This window comes from Desulfobacter sp. (assembly GCA_028768525.1).
Lineage (GTDB): Bacteria > Desulfobacterota > Desulfobacteria > Desulfobacterales > Desulfobacteraceae > Desulfobacter.
Genome location: CP054837.1, coordinates 3,584,616 through 3,608,097, shown reverse-complemented (window position 1 = coordinate 3,608,097; position 23,482 = coordinate 3,584,616). Strand labels below are relative to the sequence as shown.

General features: G+C 51.1%; 26 protein-coding genes. 16 read left to right on the top strand and 10 right to left on the bottom strand.

What is annotated here, in order from left to right:
* Nucleotides 1–13: 13 nt before the first annotated feature.
* The 3 genes from HUN04_16020 to HUN04_16010 all read right to left on the bottom strand — a co-directional run bounded on the left by HUN04_16020 (nucleotide 14) and on the right by HUN04_16010 (nucleotide 2,400).
* Entirely contained in the window at nucleotides 14–1,222 is a 1,209-nt protein-coding gene (locus HUN04_16020; GenBank protein ID WDP91120.1) for an IS256 family transposase, read from the bottom strand.
* 331 nt (nucleotides 1,223–1,553) lie between these two features.
* Nucleotides 1,554–1,916, bottom strand: coding sequence for a hypothetical protein (locus HUN04_16015; protein ID WDP91119.1), 363 nt, complete (start codon nucleotides 1,914–1,916; stop codon nucleotides 1,554–1,556).
* 70 nt (nucleotides 1,917–1,986) lie between these two features.
* Nucleotides 1,987–2,400 (bottom strand): hypothetical protein, encoded by a 414-nt coding sequence (locus HUN04_16010; GenBank protein ID WDP91118.1) that lies wholly within the window; start codon nucleotides 2,398–2,400, stop codon nucleotides 1,987–1,989.
* 610 nt (nucleotides 2,401–3,010) lie between these two features.
* On the opposite strand from HUN04_16010, the gene HUN04_16005 reads away from it, so the two are divergent.
* On the top strand, nucleotides 3,011–5,494 hold the full coding sequence (locus HUN04_16005; protein WDP91117.1) for an amino acid permease: 2,484 nt from the start codon (nucleotides 3,011–3,013) through the stop codon (nucleotides 5,492–5,494).
* Nucleotides 5,495–5,503: 9 nt separating this feature from the next.
* Here the strand turns inward: HUN04_16005 and HUN04_16000 are convergent, their stop codons facing one another.
* Complete coding sequence (locus HUN04_16000; protein WDP91116.1) at nucleotides 5,504–5,833, bottom strand: inorganic pyrophosphatase Ppa; 330 nt, start codon at nucleotides 5,831–5,833, stop codon at nucleotides 5,504–5,506.
* 67 nt (nucleotides 5,834–5,900) lie between these two features.
* Nucleotides 5,901–6,617 (bottom strand): class I SAM-dependent methyltransferase, encoded by a 717-nt coding sequence (locus tag HUN04_15995; protein WDP91115.1) that lies wholly within the window; start codon nucleotides 6,615–6,617, stop codon nucleotides 5,901–5,903.
* Between the two features lie 174 nt (nucleotides 6,618–6,791).
* On the opposite strand from HUN04_15995, the gene HUN04_15990 reads away from it, so the two are divergent.
* From HUN04_15990 to HUN04_15950, 9 genes are all read left to right on the top strand, one after another.
* Nucleotides 6,792–7,442, top strand: coding sequence for a DUF2959 domain-containing protein (locus HUN04_15990; protein ID WDP91114.1), 651 nt, complete (start codon nucleotides 6,792–6,794; stop codon nucleotides 7,440–7,442).
* Between the two features lie 31 nt (nucleotides 7,443–7,473).
* Nucleotides 7,474–8,586: an S-methyl-5-thioribose-1-phosphate isomerase gene (gene mtnA / locus HUN04_15985; protein ID WDP91113.1), complete on the top strand. Its 1,113-nt coding sequence runs from the start codon at nucleotides 7,474–7,476 to the stop codon at nucleotides 8,584–8,586.
* An 8-nt stretch (nucleotides 8,587–8,594) separates the two neighbouring features.
* Nucleotides 8,595–9,227 carry a class I SAM-dependent methyltransferase gene (locus tag HUN04_15980; GenBank protein WDP91112.1) on the top strand — a complete coding sequence of 211 codons (633 nt, stop codon included), beginning with the start codon at nucleotides 8,595–8,597 and terminating at the stop codon, nucleotides 9,225–9,227.
* A 182-nt stretch (nucleotides 9,228–9,409) separates the two neighbouring features.
* Complete coding sequence (locus tag HUN04_15975) at nucleotides 9,410–9,907, top strand: hypothetical protein (GenBank protein WDP91111.1); 498 nt, start codon at nucleotides 9,410–9,412, stop codon at nucleotides 9,905–9,907.
* 65 nt (nucleotides 9,908–9,972) lie between these two features.
* Nucleotides 9,973–10,809 carry a glutamate racemase gene (gene murI, locus HUN04_15970; protein WDP91110.1) on the top strand — a complete coding sequence of 279 codons (837 nt, stop codon included), beginning with the start codon at nucleotides 9,973–9,975 and terminating at the stop codon, nucleotides 10,807–10,809.
* 105 nt (nucleotides 10,810–10,914) lie between these two features.
* Complete coding sequence (locus HUN04_15965; protein ID WDP91109.1) at nucleotides 10,915–11,391, top strand: Lrp/AsnC family transcriptional regulator; 477 nt, start codon at nucleotides 10,915–10,917, stop codon at nucleotides 11,389–11,391.
* The gene (locus HUN04_15960) at nucleotides 11,381–12,739 is read left to right on the top strand and encodes a cobalamin B12-binding domain-containing protein (GenBank protein WDP91108.1); all 1,359 of its coding nucleotides are present in this window, start codon (nucleotides 11,381–11,383) and stop codon (nucleotides 12,737–12,739) included. The genes HUN04_15965 and HUN04_15960 overlap by 11 nt, the downstream gene beginning before the upstream one ends.
* 65 nt (nucleotides 12,740–12,804) lie before the next feature.
* Nucleotides 12,805–13,251, top strand: coding sequence for a DUF1178 family protein (locus HUN04_15955; GenBank protein WDP91107.1), 447 nt, complete (start codon nucleotides 12,805–12,807; stop codon nucleotides 13,249–13,251).
* Between the two features lie 92 nt (nucleotides 13,252–13,343).
* Nucleotides 13,344–13,523, top strand: a complete 180-nt coding sequence (locus HUN04_15950; protein WDP91106.1) for a hypothetical protein — start codon at nucleotides 13,344–13,346, stop codon at nucleotides 13,521–13,523.
* Between the two features lie 15 nt (nucleotides 13,524–13,538).
* Here the strand turns inward: HUN04_15950 and HUN04_15945 are convergent, their stop codons facing one another.
* On the bottom strand, nucleotides 13,539–14,573 hold the full coding sequence (locus HUN04_15945; protein ID WDP91105.1) for a proline racemase family protein: 1,035 nt from the start codon (nucleotides 14,571–14,573) through the stop codon (nucleotides 13,539–13,541).
* 209 nt (nucleotides 14,574–14,782) lie between these two features.
* Here HUN04_15945 and HUN04_15940 point away from each other — a divergent pair, with 209 nt between their 5' ends.
* From HUN04_15940 to HUN04_15925, 4 genes are all read left to right on the top strand, one after another.
* Nucleotides 14,783–15,688 (top strand): zinc ABC transporter substrate-binding protein, encoded by a 906-nt coding sequence (locus tag HUN04_15940; protein ID WDP91104.1) that lies wholly within the window; start codon nucleotides 14,783–14,785, stop codon nucleotides 15,686–15,688.
* 107 nt (nucleotides 15,689–15,795) lie between these two features.
* Nucleotides 15,796–16,479 (top strand): ATP-binding cassette domain-containing protein, encoded by a 684-nt coding sequence (locus HUN04_15935; protein WDP93313.1) that lies wholly within the window; start codon nucleotides 15,796–15,798, stop codon nucleotides 16,477–16,479.
* Between the two features lie 3 nt (nucleotides 16,480–16,482).
* Nucleotides 16,483–17,313 carry a metal ABC transporter permease gene (locus HUN04_15930; GenBank protein WDP91103.1) on the top strand — a complete coding sequence of 277 codons (831 nt, stop codon included), beginning with the start codon at nucleotides 16,483–16,485 and terminating at the stop codon, nucleotides 17,311–17,313.
* Between the two features lies 1 nt (nucleotide 17,314).
* Nucleotides 17,315–17,755, top strand: coding sequence for a transcriptional repressor (locus HUN04_15925; protein WDP91102.1), 441 nt, complete (start codon nucleotides 17,315–17,317; stop codon nucleotides 17,753–17,755).
* Between the two features lie 27 nt (nucleotides 17,756–17,782).
* On the opposite strand, the gene HUN04_15920 is transcribed toward HUN04_15925, so the two are convergent.
* The 4 genes from HUN04_15920 to HUN04_15905 form a co-directional block, all read right to left on the bottom strand.
* Nucleotides 17,783–18,655, bottom strand: coding sequence for a hypothetical protein (locus HUN04_15920; GenBank protein WDP91101.1), 873 nt, complete (start codon nucleotides 18,653–18,655; stop codon nucleotides 17,783–17,785).
* A gap of 109 nt (nucleotides 18,656–18,764) precedes the next feature.
* Nucleotides 18,765–20,027 carry a tyrosine-type recombinase/integrase gene (locus HUN04_15915; protein ID WDP91100.1) on the bottom strand — a complete coding sequence of 421 codons (1,263 nt, stop codon included), beginning with the start codon at nucleotides 20,025–20,027 and terminating at the stop codon, nucleotides 18,765–18,767.
* Between the two features lie 70 nt (nucleotides 20,028–20,097).
* On the bottom strand, nucleotides 20,098–20,391 hold the full coding sequence (locus HUN04_15910; GenBank protein WDP91099.1) for a hypothetical protein: 294 nt from the start codon (nucleotides 20,389–20,391) through the stop codon (nucleotides 20,098–20,100).
* Between the two features lie 784 nt (nucleotides 20,392–21,175).
* Nucleotides 21,176–22,075, bottom strand: coding sequence for a helix-turn-helix transcriptional regulator (locus HUN04_15905; protein WDP91098.1), 900 nt, complete (start codon nucleotides 22,073–22,075; stop codon nucleotides 21,176–21,178).
* Between the two features lie 485 nt (nucleotides 22,076–22,560).
* Here HUN04_15905 and HUN04_15900 point away from each other — a divergent pair, with 485 nt between their 5' ends.
* Together HUN04_15900 and HUN04_15895 are read left to right on the top strand one after the other, a co-directional pair.
* On the top strand, nucleotides 22,561–22,812 hold the full coding sequence (locus tag HUN04_15900; protein WDP91097.1) for a hypothetical protein: 252 nt from the start codon (nucleotides 22,561–22,563) through the stop codon (nucleotides 22,810–22,812).
* Nucleotides 22,813–23,052: 240 nt separating this feature from the next.
* The gene (locus tag HUN04_15895) at nucleotides 23,053–23,325 is read left to right on the top strand and encodes a hypothetical protein (GenBank protein ID WDP91096.1); all 273 of its coding nucleotides are present in this window, start codon (nucleotides 23,053–23,055) and stop codon (nucleotides 23,323–23,325) included.
* The last annotated feature ends 157 nt before the right edge of the window (nucleotides 23,326–23,482 follow it).

Sequence of the window (23,482 nt, the reverse complement as noted above, 5' to 3'; positions counted from 1 at the left end):
ACTGCAAATTTTCCTATACATGAAATCTGCCCTCAAATTCGATAGCAAACCGATTCATCGCTGGCTTCCATTTTTGAAGCGGCATACTCCATTTCTTTGAAGCAGAGATTATTGCTAAATAGATAATTTTACAAGCCGATTTATCACTTGGAAAAATTTTGCGGTTTTTTATCGCCTTTCTGATAACGCTATTCAAGGATTCAATGGCATTTGTTGTATAGATAATCCGCCTGATCTCCTGAGGATAATCAAAAATAGTGATCAAATTGTCCCAATGGCTGCGCCAGGATTTACTAATGGGCGGATATTTCGAATCCCATCGTTCAGAAAAATCATCCAGAGCCTTTTCCGCATCTGCCAATGTGGCTGAATTATAGATGGCTTTAAGGGCTGTCGCCACTGACTTCTTGTCTTTGTGAGTAACATATTTCAGGGAGTTTCTGACCATATGAACAATGCAAAGCTGGATTTTTGCTTCCGGATAAACCGTCTTGATAGCATCAGGGAATCCCTTGAGTCCATCCACACAGGCAATGAATATGTCCTTCAACCCTCTGTTTTGTAGTTCAGTGAGAACAGATAGCCAAAACTTGGCCCCTTCGGTCTCTGCGATCCACAGCCCCATGAGTTCTTTATAACCTTCAGAGTTTATACCTAATGCAATGTATACGGATTTGTTGACGACCTGGTTGTCCTGACGGACCTTGATAACAATGCAATCCAGATAAATGATTGGATAGATATCATCCAGTGGCCTGTTCTGCCAGGCATGGACTTGGTCAATAACAGAGTCGGTCACTTTGGAAATCAGAGTGTGAGAGACTTTGGCCCCATACATTTCATCGAAGGTGGCAACAATGTCTCGGGTGGTCATTCCTTTGGCATATAACGCCAGGATCTGATCATCGAACTGGGTCAGCCGGGTTTGGCCTTTTTTAACAAACTGGGGTTCGAAGGTACCGTTTCTATCCCTGGGTGTTTTTATCTCTATATGGCCGAAATCGCCCTTGAGCGTTTTCGAGGTATGGCCGTTACGACTGTTGCCAGAGTTACGGCCATCTGGGCTATTTTTGGGGTAGCCCAGATGATCCTCTATCTCGGCATTTAAAGCCGTCTCGACTGTCAGCTTGACGATTTCACTGGTGAGTGCTGAGAGATCTTTTTCTGATTTAACATCTTTGGCAAGTTCCTTTGCCAGAGCTTCAAGTTTCTTTTTGTCCATGTGTGTGCTCATCCTTCATTGTAAGTTCTTGGTAACTTATAGAACTATGAGCAGTTACACAATTTGATTTCCAGGGCCTCCTGACCGCTACAAAGCGTTCGGTCCGGCCTTTTTGCCGTCCATGGCAGTCCGGCCCTCAACGCCGCTTACGGCCCCTTCCCGCCCAAGGCCTGACCACCGTGGTTCAAAATCCACTGTACTTTTCCATGACAAATACCGAGGTGAGAACAAGGATGAACTGAATTATACTCCTGCCTTTCCATGTTCTTGGAATAGAAAAGGTTCTAATGTAATAAATGTACTCTTGACGACTAAGCACTCTGTCTGCTGCTCAGTTGAAAACAATTATGTTCCCTTTATGGGGGGCAAAACTTGCTGCTTCTGGGCCTGTATAATCTTCATCTTTCATAGAAACGGAGAGCGAATACCCTTTTTCAAAATTCAGACCTATCACCGACTTTGTGCAATATGCTGAAACTACTTTAAGGCCAATTAAATTACTAATTTCAGCTTTTTCTTTTTGGGGATTTACAATCGTAAAAGGATTTTCGATTACAAAAATTCCAATATCAAATTCAAAGGAAAATCCATTTATTTCCATAGGTCCTTTTTTACTATCAATCCCAACATAGGTTGCTTTTGTCGTTGATACTTCTTTTAAAACTCCACCTTCTATTTCCTTAAAGTTATTCATCACTTATTAGCATACCAACAGGTCAAATCTTTTAAAGTATTAAATGGCCGCTTACTTTTCATTCTTTTGCTTATAACCAGACAGCATTTTTAGGATTCCACTCTTTTTGAATATCCCAATTAAAGGTGTCTAAAAACCACCCGTCTGTTTCATCATAATGTACCACAATAGTAACTTTAGCCTCTGGGAATTCGTTCGTAATTCGTGTACGCCAGGCTATTCCAAGCTCAACTAATTGTCTTTTCGTTTTCTTATCGTATTTATCCTTATTCCTTTTTCCCCAATAATAAGTGGAGAATTCCACATCAGCTGTGTGATAACCGTCAAATTTTTTTATATCTTTGTATACCCCAGAATCAATAGCTTCTTGCACCGTTAATGGTTCATCACAGCCCGGGGGGAAATGATAAGCGGCCCCGTCAAAGACGAGAATTTGGGAAAGACCAAACCCTGTGAAGCATTCAATGGGTTCAATCTTTAGCATATCGATAACCCGTTGTTGACGTTTTAATATTCTCGATAAATAGCTCATTACTTAAACTTTTGATGTTTATTAAAATCAAGATTATTGGAGAGTATCCTTACCCCATAAAGAATTGCAAGGGGTAAGAATATGTAAAATTGAAAATATCCGAATCTGCCTGGGTGGTCAGGCGGCGGTGCGGGCGGGTGCTGGAGTGGCGTGAAGCCTGTTGGCTGCCAGGACGGCAAAGACGGCAGGCGATTCGCTGCATTCCCGCTCAGGACGAGCGGGAATGCTTTAACGGAAGCACCCGCCCGTGCCGCCGCCGGGTTTTACCCAAAGCATATTGTAAAGCAAGTCTGCCGGTGATTTTTTCTCGGCTCTATGGAAGAAGACGAGGCCATATATTTTTACCGGCGGTTAGCAAAAAATGCCCTGGTTTCTTCCATGAATATCTTTAACGTTGGGGAGATCCATTTCCCCCGGTGGCGGATCATCAACACAGCGGTTCCCATGGGGCCCTCCGCCCAGTTGATTTCAGCACCGGTCAATGGTAGGGTGATTCCATTGTTCTGTGAGTGTAAAAACCAATGCGCCCCGCGGGCAAACGCCCGCTGTAAGTGGAGTCTTTATGGAAAATGAAACCACTGAAAAACTCGGCACGTTTTCGGGTGTGTTCACCCCCAGCATCCTGACAATTCTGGGCATTATTCTCTTTCGGCGGCACGGGTATGTGGTGGGCAGTTCGGGCCTGGGGCCTGCGCTGATGATCATGGCCGTGGCAAACCTTATATCGATCCTTACCAGCTTTTCCCTGGCTGCCATTGCAACAAATATGAAGGTAAAGGGAGGGGGGGATTATTACCTGATTTCCCGGACATTGGGAAAAGAGTTCGGCGGTGCCATCGGTCTTGTGCTTTTCCTGGCACAATCCGTATCCATCGGATTTTATTGCATTGGATTCGGGGAGGCCGTCGAGGGGCTTCTCCAGGCCTCGGGTACCCAAATCTCCTCCCAGGCGATTGGATTTGCCGCGGTATTGTTCCTATTTGTTCTTGCATGGTTCGGCGCGGATCTGGCAACCAAATTTCAATATGTGGTCATGGGTTTCCTGGTACTTGCTCTGGCCTCTTTTTATGCGGGGGGCATTCAGAACTGGGATACGGGCCTGCTCATTGAAAATTGGTCCGTATCAGAACCGAAAATGGGATTTTGGCCGCTTTTTGCCATTTTTTTCCCGGCAGTCACGGGATTTACCCAAGGTGTCAGCATGTCCGGGGACCTGGAAGATCCGGGAAAAAGCCTTCCGTCCGGGACGTTTGCGGCGGTCGGTCTTTCCATTGCAGTCTATTTCTCTGCCGCCATTATCTTTTCGGCTTCAAATACAATGGACAGCCTTGTAACCGACTATGATGCCATGAAGAAGACAGCCGCCGCAGGGTTCTTGATCGATGCGGGTGTTATCGCCGCCACCCTTTCCTCTGCCATGGCCTCATTTCTGGGGGCCCCCAGAATTCTGCAATCCCTTTCAGCGGACAAAATTTTTAAAAGCCTGACTCCCTTTGCAAAGGGATACGGTCCGGCAAACAACCCCAGAAAGGGGGTCCTTTTATCCCTCGCCCTTGCTGCAGGCGTCATTTCCCTCGGGCAGCTTGACCTGATCGCCGGAATTGTTTCCATGTTCTTTCTAATTTCATACGGGCTGCTGAATTACGCCACATATTTTGAAGCCTCTACCCAGAGCCCTTCATTCAGGCCGCGTTTCAAATGGTACCACCGCTACGTCAGCATGGCCGGTTTTCTGGCCTGCCTCGGGGTAATGCTGGCCATTGATATCAGAACCGGAATCGCCTCAACTGCCGTGCTTTTTGCCATCTATCAATACCTGAGCCGGGTGGAGGGCCCTGCCCGATGGGCCGACAGCCAGCGGTCCTACCACCTGCAGCGGGTCAGGTATAACCTATTGAATGCATGGGGAGACATGGCGCACCCAAGAGAGTGGCGGCCTTATATTATAATCCTTTCCTACAACCCTCTGCATCTGCCGGAACTCCTCCGGTTCTCTGATTTGCTTGAAGGCGGCAGCGGTATTTCAACCGCTGTGAAGCTGGTCCGGGGGAAGGGGCTATTGGCCATGAAACAGCGTCAGGCCGCCCTTGATCAATTAAAAGAGGCGATAAAGGCGGAAAAATCCAGCGCCTTCCCCCTGGCCGTCTCTGCAATGGGGATTGATACGGCGGTAACGACGCTTTTCCAAACCTATGGCCTCGGTCCGATAAAGGCGAATACCGCTATTTTCAACTGGAAGGATTTCCAAGGCGCATACGCAGGGGAAAAGGAAAAACAGCGCCTGAATAAATATTTAAAGTCGGCCGTACAGGCCCGATGCAACATCCTATTGCCCAATATGAACCAGACGGCCGGATCAGGCAGCCCCCCGGAAGACACCATCCGTCGGATCGATGTCTGGTGGAACGGCGACGACAGCAGCCGGCTGATGCTGCTGCTGGCATATCTTGTGACCCGTGACAAACGGGCCGCCTCCGCCGAAATCAATCTTCTGGCGGTCAATTATGACCGGGAAAACAAAGATGTCAAAAGAGAGCTGGCGGAGATTTTGGATGATTACCGCATTGACGCCTCCCCCTCGGTGGTCCTCGGGCTGAATCCGGGGACCATTCTTGATAAATCAAAGGATGCTGACATCGTCTTCCTCCCCTTTATCCTTAAAAACGGGGCGCCGGCCATTCTTGGAAAATTTGAACCGGAACCCCTGATCCAGGGACTTCGGAACACCGCCATGACAATGGCGGCGATCCCCATTGATCTTGATGCGGCCCCGGAAGAAGGTGAGGCAGGGGAACTGGCCGCCATCCATGATGAACTCGAACATGCCATCACCAGGGTTTCGGCGGCAGAAAAGCAGGTGGAAAAGACCATCGACATGGCAAAGGAGCGTTTGGCGTCCATCAGTGAGCGGGAGGGCGGACTGGAGTCAAAGATGGCGAAAAAACTGGTTGAAAAGATCAACGGGCAGATAGCCGATGCCAGAAAAAAAGCATTGAAAGAAAAGGTCAAGCTGGATGAGTTGGCAAAGAGGGCAAAAAACCCATAGATACCCTTTTCAGCCTTTGATTTCATCAATGACAAAGGGAGTGCAGCGGATGCCCACGCGTTTTTTGGCCACCCAGATCCGGGCCATGGGCACCGATTCGCCGTCAATATTGGTGATGCTGGGCAGCTCTTCGGCACAGCCAATGTCCGCAATTTTAAATTCATAATAAAAGGTGTTGGGGGTGAATGGATCCGCCACAAGAATAAAGCGTTCCGGGTCCCATGGGTGCTTTCGCGGTGATCCCGAAAAGGGGACATGGGTGTTCCGTTCAACATTGGCGGCCTTGCTGTATTTCTGGATTTCAAACTTTTCTTTGGTGCTCAAAGGGGAAATACTCATAATAATCTCCTTTGCATGTCAGGTAAGCGTCATTATAAGTATACACCCATCCCCGCCTGCCCTTCAATTAATAAATCCGTGCCAGGAATTTTCCATCCCCGCCCGTCATGACCTGCTCGCATTTCCAGCCGTGGAACCGGGCATAAAAGGCCAGGGTGGCATAGTCGATATAAAGCCAGTCAAAGGGCTCGGACGCCATGCCCTTGTATGACATCACAAACTCCGTCTCCCCATAATAGGCTTCCTCTTCACCGGGCATCAGGGGCAGGCGGGTATGCATGGCCGCCAGATCCGTGGAATCGGCCAGCACCTGCCCCCCCGGGGTCAGGATGCTGCGGATATGCTGGAAAAAATAATTGAGTCCGGCAATGGTCCCGCAGATGCCGATGCCGTTCATGAGCATGAGCAGGGTGTCGAAATGCCCCTTGGTCAGGTTGAACAGACTGTCCAGCACCCGCTGTTCCACCCCCCGGGCGGCCATGGCGGCCATGCAGCCGGGAGAAATATCCAGGGCGGTGACATCACGGCCGGCCGCCTGGAGTTCCAGGCTGTGGCAGCCGCTGCCCGCCCCCACATCCAGGATCTTACCCCGGCAGAGATCCATGGCCCTCAATTCCAGTTCACTCATTTCATCCCGGTCCCGAAACATGGTGGCCCCATCCATTTCGGACATCTCCAGCAGCGGGGATTCCACCGTCAAAAAGGCCGTTGTGTCTCCGGCCAGATAATCACCGAGCATGGCCCCCATGGGATCCCTGTCCCGGGGCAGTATATCTTTTTGCATCTCATCCATTCCTTTTTAAGTGTATTGTTTTTTTCTGGCGTTTCCAGCCGCCAAAGTCAACCCAAATCCGGTCCGGTTCCCGGAAAAAGAAAAGCGTTAATAAAATCCAAACCATCTGGTATAAGAATGCTAACCGATCTGTAATAACCAAAGATATTTTAGGAGAGAGATGCTATGAAACCCGGACGCACAAAATTGACAAGCATTCTGATCGTTCTCGCCTTCCTGGCCCTCAGCGGCTGCCAGACGGTGTACTACTCCGCCATGGAAAAACTGGGAAAGGAAAAACGCCACCTGCTCAAGGACAATGTGGAAGATGTCCAGGACAGCCAGACCAAGGCCCAGGAAGAGTTCAAGGACGCCCTCACCCGGATCAAGGAGATCACCAATTTTGACGGCGGGGACCTGGAATCCTTTTACAAACGGCTGAAATCCAGTTACGAGGACTGCGAATCCAGGGCGGACCAGATTGAAAAACGAATTGACAAGGTGGAAACCGTGGCCTCGGACCTATTTACAGAGTGGCAAAACGAGATCAACCAGATGAAGGACAGAAAACTCAAATCCTCCAGCCGGGCCTCCCTGGCCGATGCCAGATCCAAGTACCAGCGGCTGGCGGCAGCCATGAACCAGTCCACCAAGGGCATGTACCCGGTGCTGACCAAGCTCAACGATTATGTGCTCTACCTCAAGCACAACCTCAACGCCCGGGCCGTGGGCGCCCTGGGCGGGGAAGTGGTCTCCATTGAAAAAGAGGTGACAAGCCTGATTTCAGATATGAACAAATCAATTACCGAAGCGGATAATTTTATAAAAACATTTTAAACGAATATAAAGCATTTACGGAGAGATTTACATGAAGGTGGACGGAAAGGATATGCGACCCATCTGGTTCGACCGGGAAACCCAAACCGTACAGGTCATTGACCAGCGGTTTCTCCCCCATGAACTGATCATCGAAGACCTGAAAACGGTGGATGCCGTCATCCACGCCATAAAAGAGATGTACGTCAGGGGGGCCCCCCTCATCGGCGCCACCGGCGCCCTGGGGGTTTACGTCATCCTGGTACAGGAAGGCAATAAGGGCGCAGATGATGCCTGGTTCCAGACCCAGTGCGACCGCCTCAAGGCGGCCCGGCCCACGGCCACCAACCTGGTCTGGGGGGTGGACCGGGTCATGGAAAAGGCCATAGGGGAAAAGGATTACGAGGCCCGGGTAAAAACGGCCCTGGCCGAAGCCCTTGAAGTGGTGGAGGAAGAGGCGGTCAACTGCCGGAAAATCGGCGAATACGGCCTGGCCATCATCCGGGAGATCGCAGAAAAGAAAAACGGGGAGCCCGTGAACATCCTCACCCACTGCAACGCCGGGTGGCTGGCCTGCATCGAATACGGAACGGCCACCGCCCCCATGTACACATCCTTTGACGCCGGCATAAACATCCATGTATGGGTGGACGAGACCCGCCCCCTGAACCAGGGATCGCGGCTGACCGCATGGGAACTGGGCAAACACGGCATCAGCCACACCGTGATCACGGACAATGCCGGGGGCCACCTCATGCAGCACGGCATGGTGGACCTGGTCATCGTGGGCACGGACCGGACCACCCGGGCCGGGGACGTGGCCAACAAGATCGGCACCTACCTCAAGGCCCTGGCCGCAAAGGACAATGATATCCCCTTTTACGTGGCCCTGCCCTCCTCCACCTTTGACTGGGAGATCACCGACGGGGTCAAAGACATCCCCATTGAAGAGCGGGACCCGGACGAAATCCGGTATGTCCAGGGGCTGTGCGAGGGAAAAATCCAGAGTGTGCTGGTGCCTCCTGCAGACAGCCCGGCCGCCAACCACGCCTTTGATGTGACCCCGGCCCGCCTGGTCACCGGCTTCATCACCGAACGGGGGATCTGCGAGGCATCGGAAACGGCCATCATGGCGCTTTTCCCTGATAAAAAGAAAGACCTATAGAGGCCGCCATGGCAGAAAAGAGAGAGGATTCAAAACGGGAACGGTTCAACCATCTATACGAAACCGGAGCACCCCCCTGGGAGTTGGACCGGCCGGACAATGACCTTATGGGCTGGGTGGCCGGGTATCCCATAGAACCCTGCAAAACCCTGGAACTGGGCTGCGGCACCGGTGTTAACGCCCTGTGGCTGGCCGGCCAGGGCTTTGAGGTCACCGGCATTGATTTCTCTCCTTTTGCCCTTGAAAAGGCCCGGGCCAATGCCCGGGCCGAAAATATAGCGGCCTGTTTCATGGAAATGGACTTTTTAAGGGAACACCTCGATACAACAGACTTCTCTTTTGTCTTTGACAGGGGCTGTTTTCATTCCTTTGATGATCCCGATGACCGGGCCGCCTTTGCCCAAAACGTCCACCGCCACATGGCGGCCCAAGGCCTCTGGCTCAGTTTCCTGGGCAGCGCAGACGCCCCGCCCAGGAATCAGGGCCCGCCCATGCGCTCGGCCCTGGACATTGTCCGGGCCGTGGAGCCCTGGTTTGAAATCCTCACCCTGACCACGGCCGTATTCGACTCAAACCGGAAAACACCCGCACGGAACTGGCACTGCTTCATGAGAAAACGGTCGCACGGTAAAGCCGCCTAAGCCCTATGGGTCCACAACGAAAATAAAGGACAGCGAAGTTTATTTCCTTGCCTTTTGTCACCGGGAATGGTTATCTCCTATAAAACCTTTCTTTACCGCTTTTGCGCCTAAACAATTTAGATGGATCTGAATATAAAAAACAGACGCATTTTATCAAATTGGTACCGATAACGAGTGTGGACATGACGAATAAAGAATTCAACAGGGAGTTAACCAGGCTGCAGCAAAAGAAAAAAACCGAACTGCTGATCATTATTGCCGCCGTTGTTCTTGTATACATAATTGCATCCCAATATGATATCATGGAGCGAATAATCGCATTTTCCATGCGATATGAAAACTGGGAAGCTGACGAAATTCTGACCGTATCCATTTTTCTCGGCTTTGCATTTTTGATTTTCGCCATCAGAAGATGGCATGAGCTTGCCCTTATCCAAACCATGCTGTCCCGGAGAAACGAAGAACTTGAAGCCGCACTCACCGAAATAACCCAGCTCAGGGGGATATTGCCAATCTGTTCAAAATGCAAACAAATCAGGGACGACGAGGGGTATTGGCATCAAGTCGACCTGTATATCACCAAACATTCGGACGCAAAATTCACCCACAGTATCTGTCCGGACTGTGCCCGGGAACTCTATCCGGAGCTGTTTGAAAAACAGGTTCAAGAACAAGAATAAACAAAAGGACAGATAGGCCCGGTACAATAAGATCCAGGGCAGGACCGGCTGAGGATGGAAGCCCCATGATAAAATCAAACCCCATAGGCGTATTTGATTCAGGTGTCGGCGGCCTGTCGATTTGTCACGCCATCAAGGAGATTCTTCCCGGCGAGCATATCACATACTTTGCGGATATTCATTTTTCCCCATATGGGAATAAACCAGGGCCGCTGATTAACAAGCGGTCGGAATACATTGCAGAATTCTTAATCAATAGGGGATGCAAGGCAATTGTGGTGGCCTGCAACACAGCAACGGTGACCTCAATACAGCGTCTCCGATCCAAGTTTTTAATTCCCATTGTCGGTGTCGAACCCGGCATAAAGCCAGCGTCATTGAAAAGCAATAACGGCATCATTGGCGTGCTGGCCACCGCCCAGACACTGGATAGCGATTCCTTTAAATCTCTCAAAGCCAGATTTTCAAAACAGATAAAAATCGAAGTGCAGGCCTGCCCTGAATTTGTGGACCTGGTTGAACACCTGAATCATAACAGTGAAAAAGCAGAGCGGATTGCAACAAAATATATTCATCCCCTGCTGGTGAAAGGGTGTGATCAAATTGTTCTCGGGTGTACCCATTTTTCGTTTTTAAAACAGGCCATTGAAAAGGTATCCAGCGGCAGGGCGGATATAATTGATACCGCCGTACCCGTTGCTAAAGAGCTGAAAAGACGCCTGTATGAATCAAACCGTCACAATGAATCCGAAGCCCATGGAATGATGGAATTCTGGACCAGCGGCCTCTCTTCCCAGATCGAACACCGGATAAACAGACTGTGGGGGACCGATAGTATTGTTTATGAGGCCCCCCAGCCAGGTAAGGCTCCAGAAAACCTGGGGGATTCATCCGCCAGGTGAGCCACAATGCCCGGGCCTTATTTTATATTGACAACCCACCCCCAAACAGGCAGAATTATTCGTTCAAACATAAATTCCAACGGAATCAGGAAAACAAAATAGAATATGACCGACCTTACAGACCTGGAAAAAAAAATCATTGCCCTGCTGCAGACCGACATCCCCGTAACCAAGCGCCCCTTTCTGGAGATGGCCGAACAGATCGGCATTACGGAGGATGAATTCTTAAAGGTCCTCAAGGACCTCAATGAAAAGAAGATGATCCGCAGGTTCGGCGCCACCCTCAAGCACCAGAAATCCGGCTATAAAGCCAATGCCATGGTGGCCTGGAAGATCCCCGAGGACCGGGTGGAAGAGGTCGGCCCCATCATGGCGTCCTTCAGGGAAGTCACCCACTGCTACCGCCGCAATCCGGCGACGGACTGGGACAACAACCTCTACACCATGGTACACGGCGCCACCGAAGAAGAGTGTTACGCCATTGTCGAAAAAATATCCAACGCCATAAAAGAAGATACCTATTCCCTGCTCTTTTCCCGGGAGGAATTGAAAAAGACCTCCATGAAGTATTTTGAAGACTGATCCCCCCCATATTCTCTGCGTCAATCCCTGGATCCACGACTTTGCCGCCTTTGACTTCTGGGCCAAACCCCTGGGGCTGCTCTCCATGGCGGCCATCCTCAGGCAGAACGGGGTGAGGGTCTCCTATCTGGACTGCATGAACCGGTTTCATCCCAAACGGACCCGTCCGGCCAAAGTCCAGCGGGACGGCCGGGGCCCCTTTGACAAGACCCCCATTGACCTGCCCGGCCCCATGGCGGCCCATCTGCCCGGGGAAACCAAAACCTTCAGCCGGTACGGCACACCCAAGGAATGGATTGAAGCCGACCTTGAAACCCTGGCCGCAGGGGACAGGCCCGACCTGGTCATGGTAACCTCCCTGATGACCTATTGGGCATCGGGGGTTGCCGAAACCATCGCCGCCGTAAAAGAATTTCTGCCCGGCGTGCCTGTGGTGCTGGGCGGCATTTACGCCAGCCTGTGCCGGGACCACGCCGAAGAATTTTCAGGGGCCGACCGGGTGATCACCGGCCCCGGAGAACCGGAACTGGCCCAGCTGATTCTGGAATTTACCGGATTTGCCATGGACCGCATTCCCGACCCCGGCGACCTGGACCACTGGCCATTTCCGGCCCTGGACCTGCAGGACCATTTGGCCTATGCCCCCATCCTCACCTCCCGGGGCTGCCCCTTTTCATGCGAATACTGCGCCTCCTCCTTTCTGGAGCCGAAACTTAGGCGGCGATCCCCGGCCCATGTGTTTAAGGAAATCCGTCACTGGCACGACAATTTCGGGGTGACAAATTTCCCCTTTTACGATGATGCCCTGCTGGTCAACCCGAAACGATACGCCTTTCCCCTGCTGAAAAAAATCATCGACTCGGACCTGGACATCAATTTCCACACCCCCAACGCCATCCACATCCGGGAGGTTACCCCCCGGTCCGCCGACCTCATGTTCCGGGCCGGATTCAAGGCCATCCGCCTGGGGCTTGAAACCACGGACTTCTCAAAAAACCGCCACCACGATGCCAAGGTGCGCAAGGATGAATTCTACGGGGCAGTGGACAGCTTGAAACGGGCCGGGTTCAACCGGGAACAGCTGGGGGCCTATCTGCTCTGCGGGCTGCCCGGCCAGGACCTGGACGACGTGGAAGCCTCCATAACCCTGGTGAAATCCCTGGGAATTCTGCCGGTGCTGGCCTATTACACCCCCATCCCCCACACCCCCATGTGGCCGGATGCCGTTTCCCGCGCCCGGCTTGATATCACGGCCCACCCCGGCCTGACCAATAACAGCCTCTTTCCCTGTGTATGCTCCCAGGCCGAACTGGACCGCATTTCCCAATTGAAAAAAATGCAGAAATAGCGTATTCCCTATATTTTCTAAGGATTATTTGGTAAAGATGAGTAAAGGGGTTGGGGGAATTTAAGATGATTGTTTTTGATCTTGAATGCATAAACGGACATACCTTCGAAGGGTGGTTTGACGACCGGGCGGACCTGGACCGCCAGCAGGAGGAGGGCCTCCTCCAGTGCCCGGTATGCGAAACCTTTTCCGTGGTGCCCAAACTCTCCCCGGTGGCTGTCCGCACCTCATCCAGCACCCCCTCCCTGCCGCCGTCCACCCACCAGGCCATGCAGGCCACCCAGGAAGCCGTGGCGGAATTTACGGACCGGGTGGCGGATTTTGTGGAAAAAAACTTTGAAAACGTCGGGTCATCCTTTGCCAAAGAGGCCCTTCAGATGCATTACGGGGCCAAGGAGCACCGCAATATCCGGGGGACCACCACCAAAGAAGAGGAAAAGGCCCTGGCCAAAGAAGGGGTCCAGGTGCTCAAGGTGCCGGTAAAAAAGAAAGAAAACGACGACCTCAACTGATATGCCCGGCCGGGCAACGGCCGGCGCCCCCCTTTTAAATTCCCCCAAGGGTATTACCTTAAAGGCACCACCGAAATTTCCAAGGGGGACCAATGGCCTTTGTCAACATACCGGACCTTCCCGGCAAGATATATGTCCCGGACAAAAAAAAACACAGCCCCTGCAAACACGGATGCAGGGACTGCTTTTCCTGTGAATTCTGCTCCGACGACCGGTGCCGCATCTGCCTTAAACAAAAAGAAAAGATGCCCGGCAACAAGCCAAAACCCTGATCCGGACGGGGCGGCCTACCCCATCAGCCGGGGCCAGGTATCCGCCACCTTATAGCCCTGGGGCCAGGGATCGTCGGGATCCAGCATATGCTGGTGGGTGCCTGTCACCCAGGCCCGGCCGGAGATGGAGGGGATGATGGCATCCCAGTCCCCGGCTTTGGCATCGGATTCATACCTACAGTGGAACCGGGACCCGATCACCGATTCCCCGATATACATGTCCCCCTTTTTGATCATTCCCCGTTTGGCCAGCACCGCCATCCGGGCCGAACATCCCGTGCCCGTGGGGGACCGGTCCAGTTTGCCCGGCTGGATGGCCACGGTGTTGCGCCCCACAAAAACACCGTCTTCCTCTTTCAGGGGAGCGGCAATCTGGCAGAATGAAATATGGTCCCAGTCCGGGTTCTCCGGGTGGACAAATCCCAGCTGCTCCGTGGCGGCATTGGTGATCCGGATTCCCATTTCGGCCATGTCACGGGCCTCGTCCGGTGTGACCTCAAAGCCGATATCCCGGGCATTGACGATGACAAAACTGTCACCGCCATAGGCCGTATCCACCTTGAGGGTGCCTATTCCCTCCACTTCCAGGTCCGCATCCAGCCGGTGGACAAAAGAAGGGACGTTATGGACGGTCATCCGCTTTACATGGCCGCCTTCGCAGTCGGCCACGGCCCGGATCAGGCCCCCCGGGGCTTCCAGGGTGAGACGGGTCCGGGGCTCTTCCATGGGCAGGATGCCGGCTTCCAGCAATACCGTGGAAACGCAGATGCTGTTTGATCCGGACATGGGCGGGGTGTCCTCCGGCTCCATGATGATCCAGCCCATCTGGGCCTCGGGGTGTTTGGGGGGCACCAGCAGGTTCACATGTCGGAACACCCCGCCCCTGGGTTCGTTGAGCATGAAATTTCTCAGGGTCTGGTCCCTGGCGATCCACCGGGACTGTTCCCACAGGGTATCCCCGGGCGGCGGCGCCACCCCCCCCACAATCACATCCCCCACCTCTCCTTCTGCATGACAGCTGACCGTATGAATAATCTTTGAAGACCGCATCTGATTCTCCTGAATCTCGGGTTAAACTGAATTGGATTCAAATCCGCTTTTTCCCTTACCATCAATCCTAAAAACCTGCAATCTAGTTGCACGCTGAAAAGAGACGGCCGCCCCTTTTGCCGTTTTTTTCTCCTAGCAACCCTTGCAATTTCCAAAAAATGCAATAAAGTTGCATTATAAGCCAAAACATAAAAAGATGGACCTGAGCCATGAACAGACTACTAATATCAGCTTTTGCAATCATACTCACAGCCGTGGCCGTTGGTACGGCCTTTGCCTCGGCCCCCCTGCCTGTCTCCGTCAGCATTCTTCCCCAGCAATACATGGTGGAACGTATCGGAAAAGACAGGGTGGATGTCCAGGTCATGGTCCGGCCCGGGGCCAGTCCCGCCACCTATGAACCCAAACCGGCGCAGATGGCGGCTCTGTCAAAGACCCGGCTCTACTTTTCCATTGGCGTGCCCTTTGAAAATTTCTGGCTGGACAAAATCACTGCCTCCAATCCGAAAATGAAACTGGTCCATACGGATAAAGGCATCCCCAAGATCCCCATCGCCGCCCATGAACACGACCGCCACGAGCACCATAAAGATCACGCCCATCAAAACGAAGCAGACCACGGCCACACCGGGATGGATCCCCACATCTGGACCTCCCCGGCCCTGGTCAGAATCCAGGCCCACACCATCTGCCAGGCACTGGCCGAAGAAGACCCGGCCAACCGCGCCTTTTACAGGGAGAATTACGATGCCTTCATCCGGGAAATCGACGGCCTGGAAAAAGAGCTCCACAACCTGTTTAAAGATAAAACCGGCACCCGGTTCATGGTCTTCCACCCCTCATGGGGCTATTTTGCCCGGGACTTCGGCCTGGACATGATCCCCATTGAAATGGAAGGGAAAGACCCCAAACCGGCCCAACTCATGGAACTCATCCGCCATGCCCGGGACGCCGGCATCCGGGTCCTCTTTGTCCAGCCCCAGTTTTCCGCCAAAAGCGCCCGGCTCATCGCCAGGGAAATCAACGGCCGGGTGGTGGCGGCAGACCCCCTGGCCCAGGACTGGATGGAAAATATGAAAACCATTGCCAGCCAATTCAAGGAGGCACTGAAATAGTACAGATTCTCGAAAAAGCCCTTGTGGAGGTGGCCGATGTCAGCTTTGCATACAACGGTCAGCCCGCCCTTAACGGCGTAAACCTCACCATCCGGGAAAAGGATTTCATGGCCATTATCGGCCCCAACGGCGGGGGGAAGTCCACCCTGCTCAAGCTGATCCTGGGTCTGCTCACACCGGACCGCGGCAGTATCCGTGTCATGGGGAAGCCGCCCAGGAACAATTCCGCCGCCGTGGGCTATGTTCCCCAGAACGTCCATATCAATGAACGCTTTCCCATCACCGCCCTGGACGTGGTTCTCATGGGCGCGCCCAAATCCGAGAAAAAGGACGAGGCCCGGGAAAGGGCCATGGCAACCCTGTCCCGGCTCCACATGGCCGGACATGCCCAGAAAAAAATCGGCCAGCTTTCAGGGGGGCAGCGCCAGCGGGTGTTCATTGCAAGATCCCTGATGACCCAGACCCGGCTCCTGCTTCTGGACGAACCCACGGCCAGCATCGACACCAAAGGCCAGGCTGATTTTTATGAATTGCTGGAAGAACTGAACAAGGATGTGGCCATTGTGGTGGTGAGCCACGACCTGTTTATCGTATCCAATTACGTCAAGTCCGTGGCCTGTGTGAACCAGCGCCTCCACTACCATCCCCACGAGGAAATAACGGGCAGCATGATGGAAACCATGTATGCCTGCTCGGTTGAAGACGTCTGCCGGGTGCAGGTGCTGGCCCACGGCATGCCCCCGAAACATAAAATCAAATCCAACATACAGCACACAAAAAAAAGGGCCTGACCCATGGAAATACTCCAGTTTGAATTCATGCAGAACGCCATTGCCGCCGGGTTGCTGGCCAGCATCATCTGCGGCATCATGGGCACCCTTGTGGTGGTGAACCGCATTGTATTCCTCTCCGGCGGCATTGCCCATGCGGCCTACGGGGGGATCGGCATGGCCTTTTACTTCAAATGGCCGGTGATGCTCTCCACCATGGGATTTTCCCTGGCCGCCTCCCTGCTCATGGCCGCGGTCACCCTCAACGCCCGGCACCGGGCCGACACCATCATCGGCGTCATCTGGGCCCTGGGCATGGCCGTGGGCATCATCATGGTGGACCTCTCCCCGGGTTACAATGTGGATCTGATGAGCTATCTGTTCGGCAGCATCCTCACCGTCCCCCGGTCGGACCTCCTTGTCATGCTGGCCATGGGCGGTCTCCTGGCCTTCCTGGTTTCCTGGTTTTACAAGGATATCCTGGCGGTCTCCTATGACGAGGAATTTGCCCGGGTCAGGGGCCTTCCCGTAAAACGGATCTATTTCGGCCTCATTGCCATGCTGGGCCTCACCGTGGTCATGGTCATCCAGGTGGTGGGGCTCATCATGGTCATTGCCCTGCTCACCATTCCGCCCTTCATGGTGGAAAAACATGCCAAATCCCTGGGGATGATGATGGCGGGCTCCAGCCTGCTGGGAGCCGGGTTCACCCTCTCCGGCCTCTGGCTCTCCTACCGGTTCAACCTGACCTCCGGCGCCGCCATCATTCTGGTGGCCGGCACCGCATTCATGGCCTCACTGGTCTGGGAAAAACTGCGGCAGCACCGGCCCGCCCTGAATACGGAAGGGCGATAAAATGTGCATCCACTGCGATTATAAGGATCTGATGAAACAGGCCGGCCTGTCGCCCACCCAAAACCGCCTGAAGGTGATGGAAATCATCGGCAACAACAGCTTTCCCCTCTCGGCCACAGAAATCCATGATACCATGGACCGCCAGGGCCCGGTGAACCGGGTCACGGTCTACCGCATCCTGGACCTGCTGGTGGAAAAGGGGCTGGTGGACCGGATCGCCACCGGTGGCCGGGCCGCATACTACGGGCTGGCCCCCAACGACATCCACCAGTCCCATGCCCATTTTTACTGCACCCAATGCGGCCGCATGGACTGCCTGAGCCCCGAAAGCCTGAGTGTGGAATTCAGCCGGTTCGCCCAAAATTTTCCCGGGAGGATCGATAAACTGGAAATGCGCCTGGACGGCATCTGCAGCAATTGCCTGAAAAAAAACGGCCATTGATGTTGCAGCGGAACAGGCCGGTTCAGATCAATATTTGTCTCCGGCACTGAGCTGGCGCAGGAACACCTTTTCAATCCGCCGGACCTGTTTTTTCCGGTCCGGGGTGAGGAAAAGCCGGTACAGGGGGTCGGAATCTGAATTATCCATGCCCAGTATAAACTTTTCAATGCCGGCAAGGACCTGGACGGAGACATCGCAGGCCGGATACCCCTTGTCGTCCAGATGGATATATTTATCTTCCTTCACCTGGACAATATTGTTGATGTCCACCAGCTTGATCCCCCCTTCAGGGGTGAGAATAAGGTTCCCCACCCCGGCCAGGTCCGGAATATATCCGGTCCCGCCCATGAGGCGGCGGACCCCTGCGGTGAACACGGCAATATTTTCAAGGGCATTTTCCATCCTTGCTTCATGGGAAAGGTCATGGGCCATGGCGGAAAGCAGGGCGGCAATGCTTTCAGGACCGGAGAGCCGCCAGGGATCGATCATCTGCCCCTCCACATATTCCTGGAGGCCGCAGAGCACCGTTCTTCCTTTCCCGGTCTGGTCCCTATAATCGGCAATAAACTCTTCGGACAGGGCGATGTATTTCTCCCCGATATGATCCAGCAGCAGCTTATACCGGCGGATCTCCTGGAAGATTTCCTCTTTGGAGCCGAACCGGCTTCTGAAAATCCTGAACATTTTAACGGGCGTTGCCCTGGGAAATACCCGGATGCCGTCCTCCACCACCCCGGCGCTTTCCCTTTCCACATCTTCGGCCCTGAGCAGCTCAAAGATATGGGAGCGCAGCCCGGACCTATAGAACTTACGGAAAAGATAGCGGTCCGGATCCCCGATAAAATTCAGCCGTTTCAGGTCTTGACCGGATAAATGGGCCTGGCTTCTGATATCGTCCATAATCCGTTAATATTCCCTTTAATCACAGGTGCTTATTTTTGCACCCACCCTCGCTTTCACATCACTTTCACGGTGATTTCGGTGTGAAAATAGGGGATTTAAAAAATAACTACTTGAAATCATAACCGAAATACTCCCGAATTTGTATCGTGTCGGTTTCAAGACCCTCAACATAGTCCCCGTAGACCTCATAAATCATCTTTTTTGAGTTGTGACCCATGAGCTTGACCAACCGGTTCGGGTGCATGTCCAAGGCCAGGGACCAGGCGGCAAAAGTATGCCTCATGGTATAGGGTACCTTGTACTCCAGACCGGCCTTTTTGAGAGCAAGCGGCCAGGCACTGTCCCGGAAGGAATGATTCACTGCATTGCCCCGGGCGTTCCGAAAGACATACTCGGAACTCGTCTGGTGTATGGCCACATTCAGAACCTCCCTGAGCTTTTTGGTCAGCGGTACCTTCCTTCTCCGGTAAGAGGTCTTCAGCTCCTCTTTCTCGTAACCCCGGACAATGGAGTTCTCAATGAGGAAGTGATCATCTTTAATGGACGACTTCTTTAAGCCGGCAGCCTCCGACATACTCATCCCGGTCATGATCATCGTTTCGATCATGGGCCGGTAATGGGGAATCATGTTGTCAACGAGGCTCATCCACTCAGCGAACCGGAAGACCTCAGGATCTGCTTTCTTGGGTCTCTTTTTGAAGTCTTCCCGCAGGAACTTCCTGATAAAGGTAAACGGGTCTGACCTGTCCCACTGATACTCTTCGACGGCGTCATCCCAGATGGCCCGTAAAACGGTCAGGATCTTCTTTGCCCGGGAGGTGGACAGCTTATGTCCCCTCTTCTTTCCAGACTTGTGCTTGAAGGTCTTCACAAAGCTCTTGAGGGTGATCCCGGTAATATCCCCGAAAGTCATATGATTGAAGTAAGGTTTGATCCAATAATTAATGACACCCTTATAGTCAGCCTTCTTGATCGGGGTAAAGCCATCAAGGTTGTTTTCGGCCCAGCGGTCAACATAAGCATTGAAGACAAAGCTACCGACCTCTGCCCTGTGCTCTGTACCTTCAAGTTGAGCGTGAAGAGCCTTTTTCTTCTCTGAGGCGTTGGGAAAGGCCTCGGCAAATACGAAGGTATCATTGGCGATCTTCTCCCGTTGATCGGCCACCCAGGCTATCAGCAGCTTCTCATTTTCCGGAGTGTCCTCCAAGCGCGAAGATATCTGCTCTCTGATCCCGTTGGGGTAGAGTTCCACATAGAGCTTCGTTGAGTTGGGTTTCCTGATCACGCCAGTCTTCTTTTCTAAGGGTTCTTCTTTGGGTTTCTCTTTTTCAGATTGAAGTTGCTCAAACTGTATCATCTCTGCTACCATCTAATGCTCCATTTCACCCTCCTTTCACTTTGGCTAATACGCACGATACTAACCAAAGTGAAAGGCTTTTTCAATAATCCAGATTAATCCCACCGCCGTGTGGTCTTTTGCTGACCGGTTTTTTACGTTTTGCCGGTGGCTTCTTTTCGGTGGAACCAACCTTCATGATATTGCGATCACAGAGATCCAGGAGTATTTCTTTGGTCCAGATAAACCGAACCACATGCCCGGCCTGGGTGTAGTGTTTACCGGGTACAAGTATGCCGGTCTTTTTCCACTTATGTACAGTGGTCCGGCCGATCTTCATCCTTTCCATGAACTCTTCCGTGGTCAGGACTTCAAACTCTTCTTGGGTTTCCGTCATAAGCCTCCTAAAGTAATGGATGGTTGGTTCTATCTCCAAAAAGCAGCCGGAGGCTGCCATTTTTCCTGTAAGGACGCCATTGACTATCCTATTTCAGGATTCTTTACCAAAAGGCATGTCAGGTATAGATAGAAACTTAAAAGTATTTACACCTTTAAATTCGAGAGGTTATTTTTTTCTGGATTAAAAAATAAAAAATTGTAGGGTCCGGTCCTGGTAAGTCAAAGATGGTGGAATGGATCCAAAGGAAGGTTCATGTCCCCGACAAGGAACCGGAGGTTCCAAGGTGAACTTTAATGTATAGGATTTTATCTTTCATCTATACCAAAATCGTGGGACAACCACGAACTCAAAATCTGAGATCACGGTCAAAATTATCAGTGTTGTTTAAGATGAAAGATTAAATGTATTGAACTAAACCTGAAGAAAAAAGGTGGGCCAACCACGGTTTTTCATAATCTATGGAGATTGTATTTAGATCCTTGTTTATCGGTGGTTCCACAGTTTCACGATACTGAGAACAAGGCTGTTAAAAATAGCAATCATGATGATTGAATATCACAGTTCAGCTAAAAGAAAAATCTTTCAATATGAAGACACACTAAAAATTTTGAAAAAGTGGTTGTTCTACCCCACCGCGCAGCGGTTTAGTTCAATGTAATATTAAACGACTATTTTAGCCCTGATTTTAGGGCTCAATAAGAAGCCCTGCAAAGTCGTAGACAGAATACGACTAAGTGCAGGGCCAGGGCACGAGGACCATACAGATAAGCTTATAACCTAATTAAGAACTCAAGCTCTTTTCCAGTTTTTCGGTTAAAAAATCTATTTTGTTGTGAAGATCATTAATCGTTAATTCCATGCGCTGTATTTTACGGAGTATGAGTTTGTCTTGGTAGGGGAGAAAAAGTTCTAAATCATCGTGTCCCTGACATAGTGGAGCCTCTTCCTCACCCTTTAGTTGTGCAATACTTAAGTTCAGCAAGTTGAAGTAATCGGTGCGAAATGATATATTTTCGTCTCTCATGATTGAGCACATGTATTCAATCTTTTTATAAAGGTTAATTTTTGTCATTTCGTTGTGGCTTTGAACGGAACTTAAGTCTGCTCCGTTAACTCCCAATACATCACTATTAGTAAAACAGAGAGCATAATTAATCATGTAATTATAAATGTCGTCTTCAATATCAGCAACGGCGTCATGAAGAGAGGACATATATGTAGCGCACCATCCGGTTAGTACTTCGTAGATCTTTATATAATCCAGTAATAAAAGTTCAAAGTTTGTTAAACTTCCCCCCTCTTTTATTTTTTTTGTCGATGGTTTTTTTTGAGGTACTGCTATGCCGATGTTAGATAAAAAGAGTATTATTTTCGGGACGAACTCTTCCGGGTGGGATTCTATGTCAACACTTTTTGTGTTGCCATCATACTGCTCATTCAACAAAGTTACGTAATTTATCCATGCATCGCTATCTTTTTTATTTTTTACAAATACAGCCCACTCTGGATTTTCTGTAAATAAATCAGCAAGCACCATAAGTTCATCTTTTCTACGGGGTGGTATATGTTCCCCAGATTTCCATTTAGAGATTTGTGCCCGGCTTACCTTCAGCATGTCAGCTAAATCTTTCTGTTTGAGGCCTTTTGTTTTGATGATATATTCGATGATGTTTAGTGGCATGTGACCTCCTTTTTTTGTTAAGTTAATTTTAGTTTATGTTAAGTTAATATTCTATTGGCCCTACCAAGTCGATAGTTTTTTGAAGATCGTATTGAGATTGGGCGATTGCCCCTCCTGTCATCAATTAACTATCTCCCTGTGTTGTGTATGTGTCTTGTGTGAACAAAAGTAATAAGCCCAAAAAAGAAATGACCTACCCCGAAGGGTAGGCCACAGAGGGGTTGCCGATATGAGGGTTATCGGCTGAAGCACAGGAAGGCGCCACCTTCCCATCTTTGAGGCCGAAGGCCTTACTGTTTGAATTTTTAGGTCCGCTTTTTCCTGACCCCGGGGGGGCATATTCTGGTAGAGGAGCCAGTCAACAAGAACTGCTCCCGTAAGTAGATGAGATTTTTCAGAAAAACCCGAGCACTCTCCTCTATACATTTTGATCCGGATATGTATATTAAAGGCCCGTTGACTTGATACCAGGAAAGGAGCTGAATATGAGTGATTTAGAAGTGATCCAGGATTATGTAAGAGCCAACTACGACTTTAGCGAGTATGAGAGCACTGAAGACCCGGTGGATGTAATTAAGATTACCCGGTATGATCAGCAGGCTGTGGACATGGTGCCAGAAGAAGCAGGCTTCCATAAAGTCTTGCGGGTTGGTGACTGGTTCATCAAAGACTTGGAGTGTGGTTACTTGGTTCGGGTAGTAGAGGGTGAGGTCATGGAGTTGTGGGCCAGCGCCTAAACAACAAAAGCCCAGATGAACTTAATCACCTGGGCCTTTGCTGAAAGGAGCTATCACTATGATAGGAGGTACTGTCCCCTGTTATCTGGCCACCTGGGGCTGGGCCTAATGCAAACCATATACAATGCGTAATCCACGGGGAGAAAATTGGATAAAAGCCCCGCTGATGAAAAAGGTTCTACCAAATAAAAATTTTTAATACAAAAAATGCTGTTAGGTATAGATAGGAAAAAAAAAAAAATGGTACTGAAAATTGTCGCGTCGGCTACGGCCGGCTTCTGTTCTCTTGTTGGTGTGTGGTTCGTTCTACTGGTCTTGGAAACTCAGATGGGTATAAATCTATATCTTGAAGGTCCGGTGGCTGCCGTCTGTATTGGGGTTCCCCTGGTTGTGACAGGTATCACCTTTAAGAAGTATAAAGCCAAACCTACCTTGGCCGAGAAGATTGCCGCTAATAAGATGAAGATCATGAAGGCTGAACAGGAAGCTCGGCTAAAAGAACTGGAGAAATAACTCTTTTATTTATTTTACTTAGTTTAGTATACCCTTCCCCTCTACTTCCGTTCCGTGCTCGCTACGCTCCGCGCGGTACTCATTGAGGCCGGGTATACTAAACTAAGGGGATAATACTCTATTATTAATCTATTATTATACTATATATAACTTATTA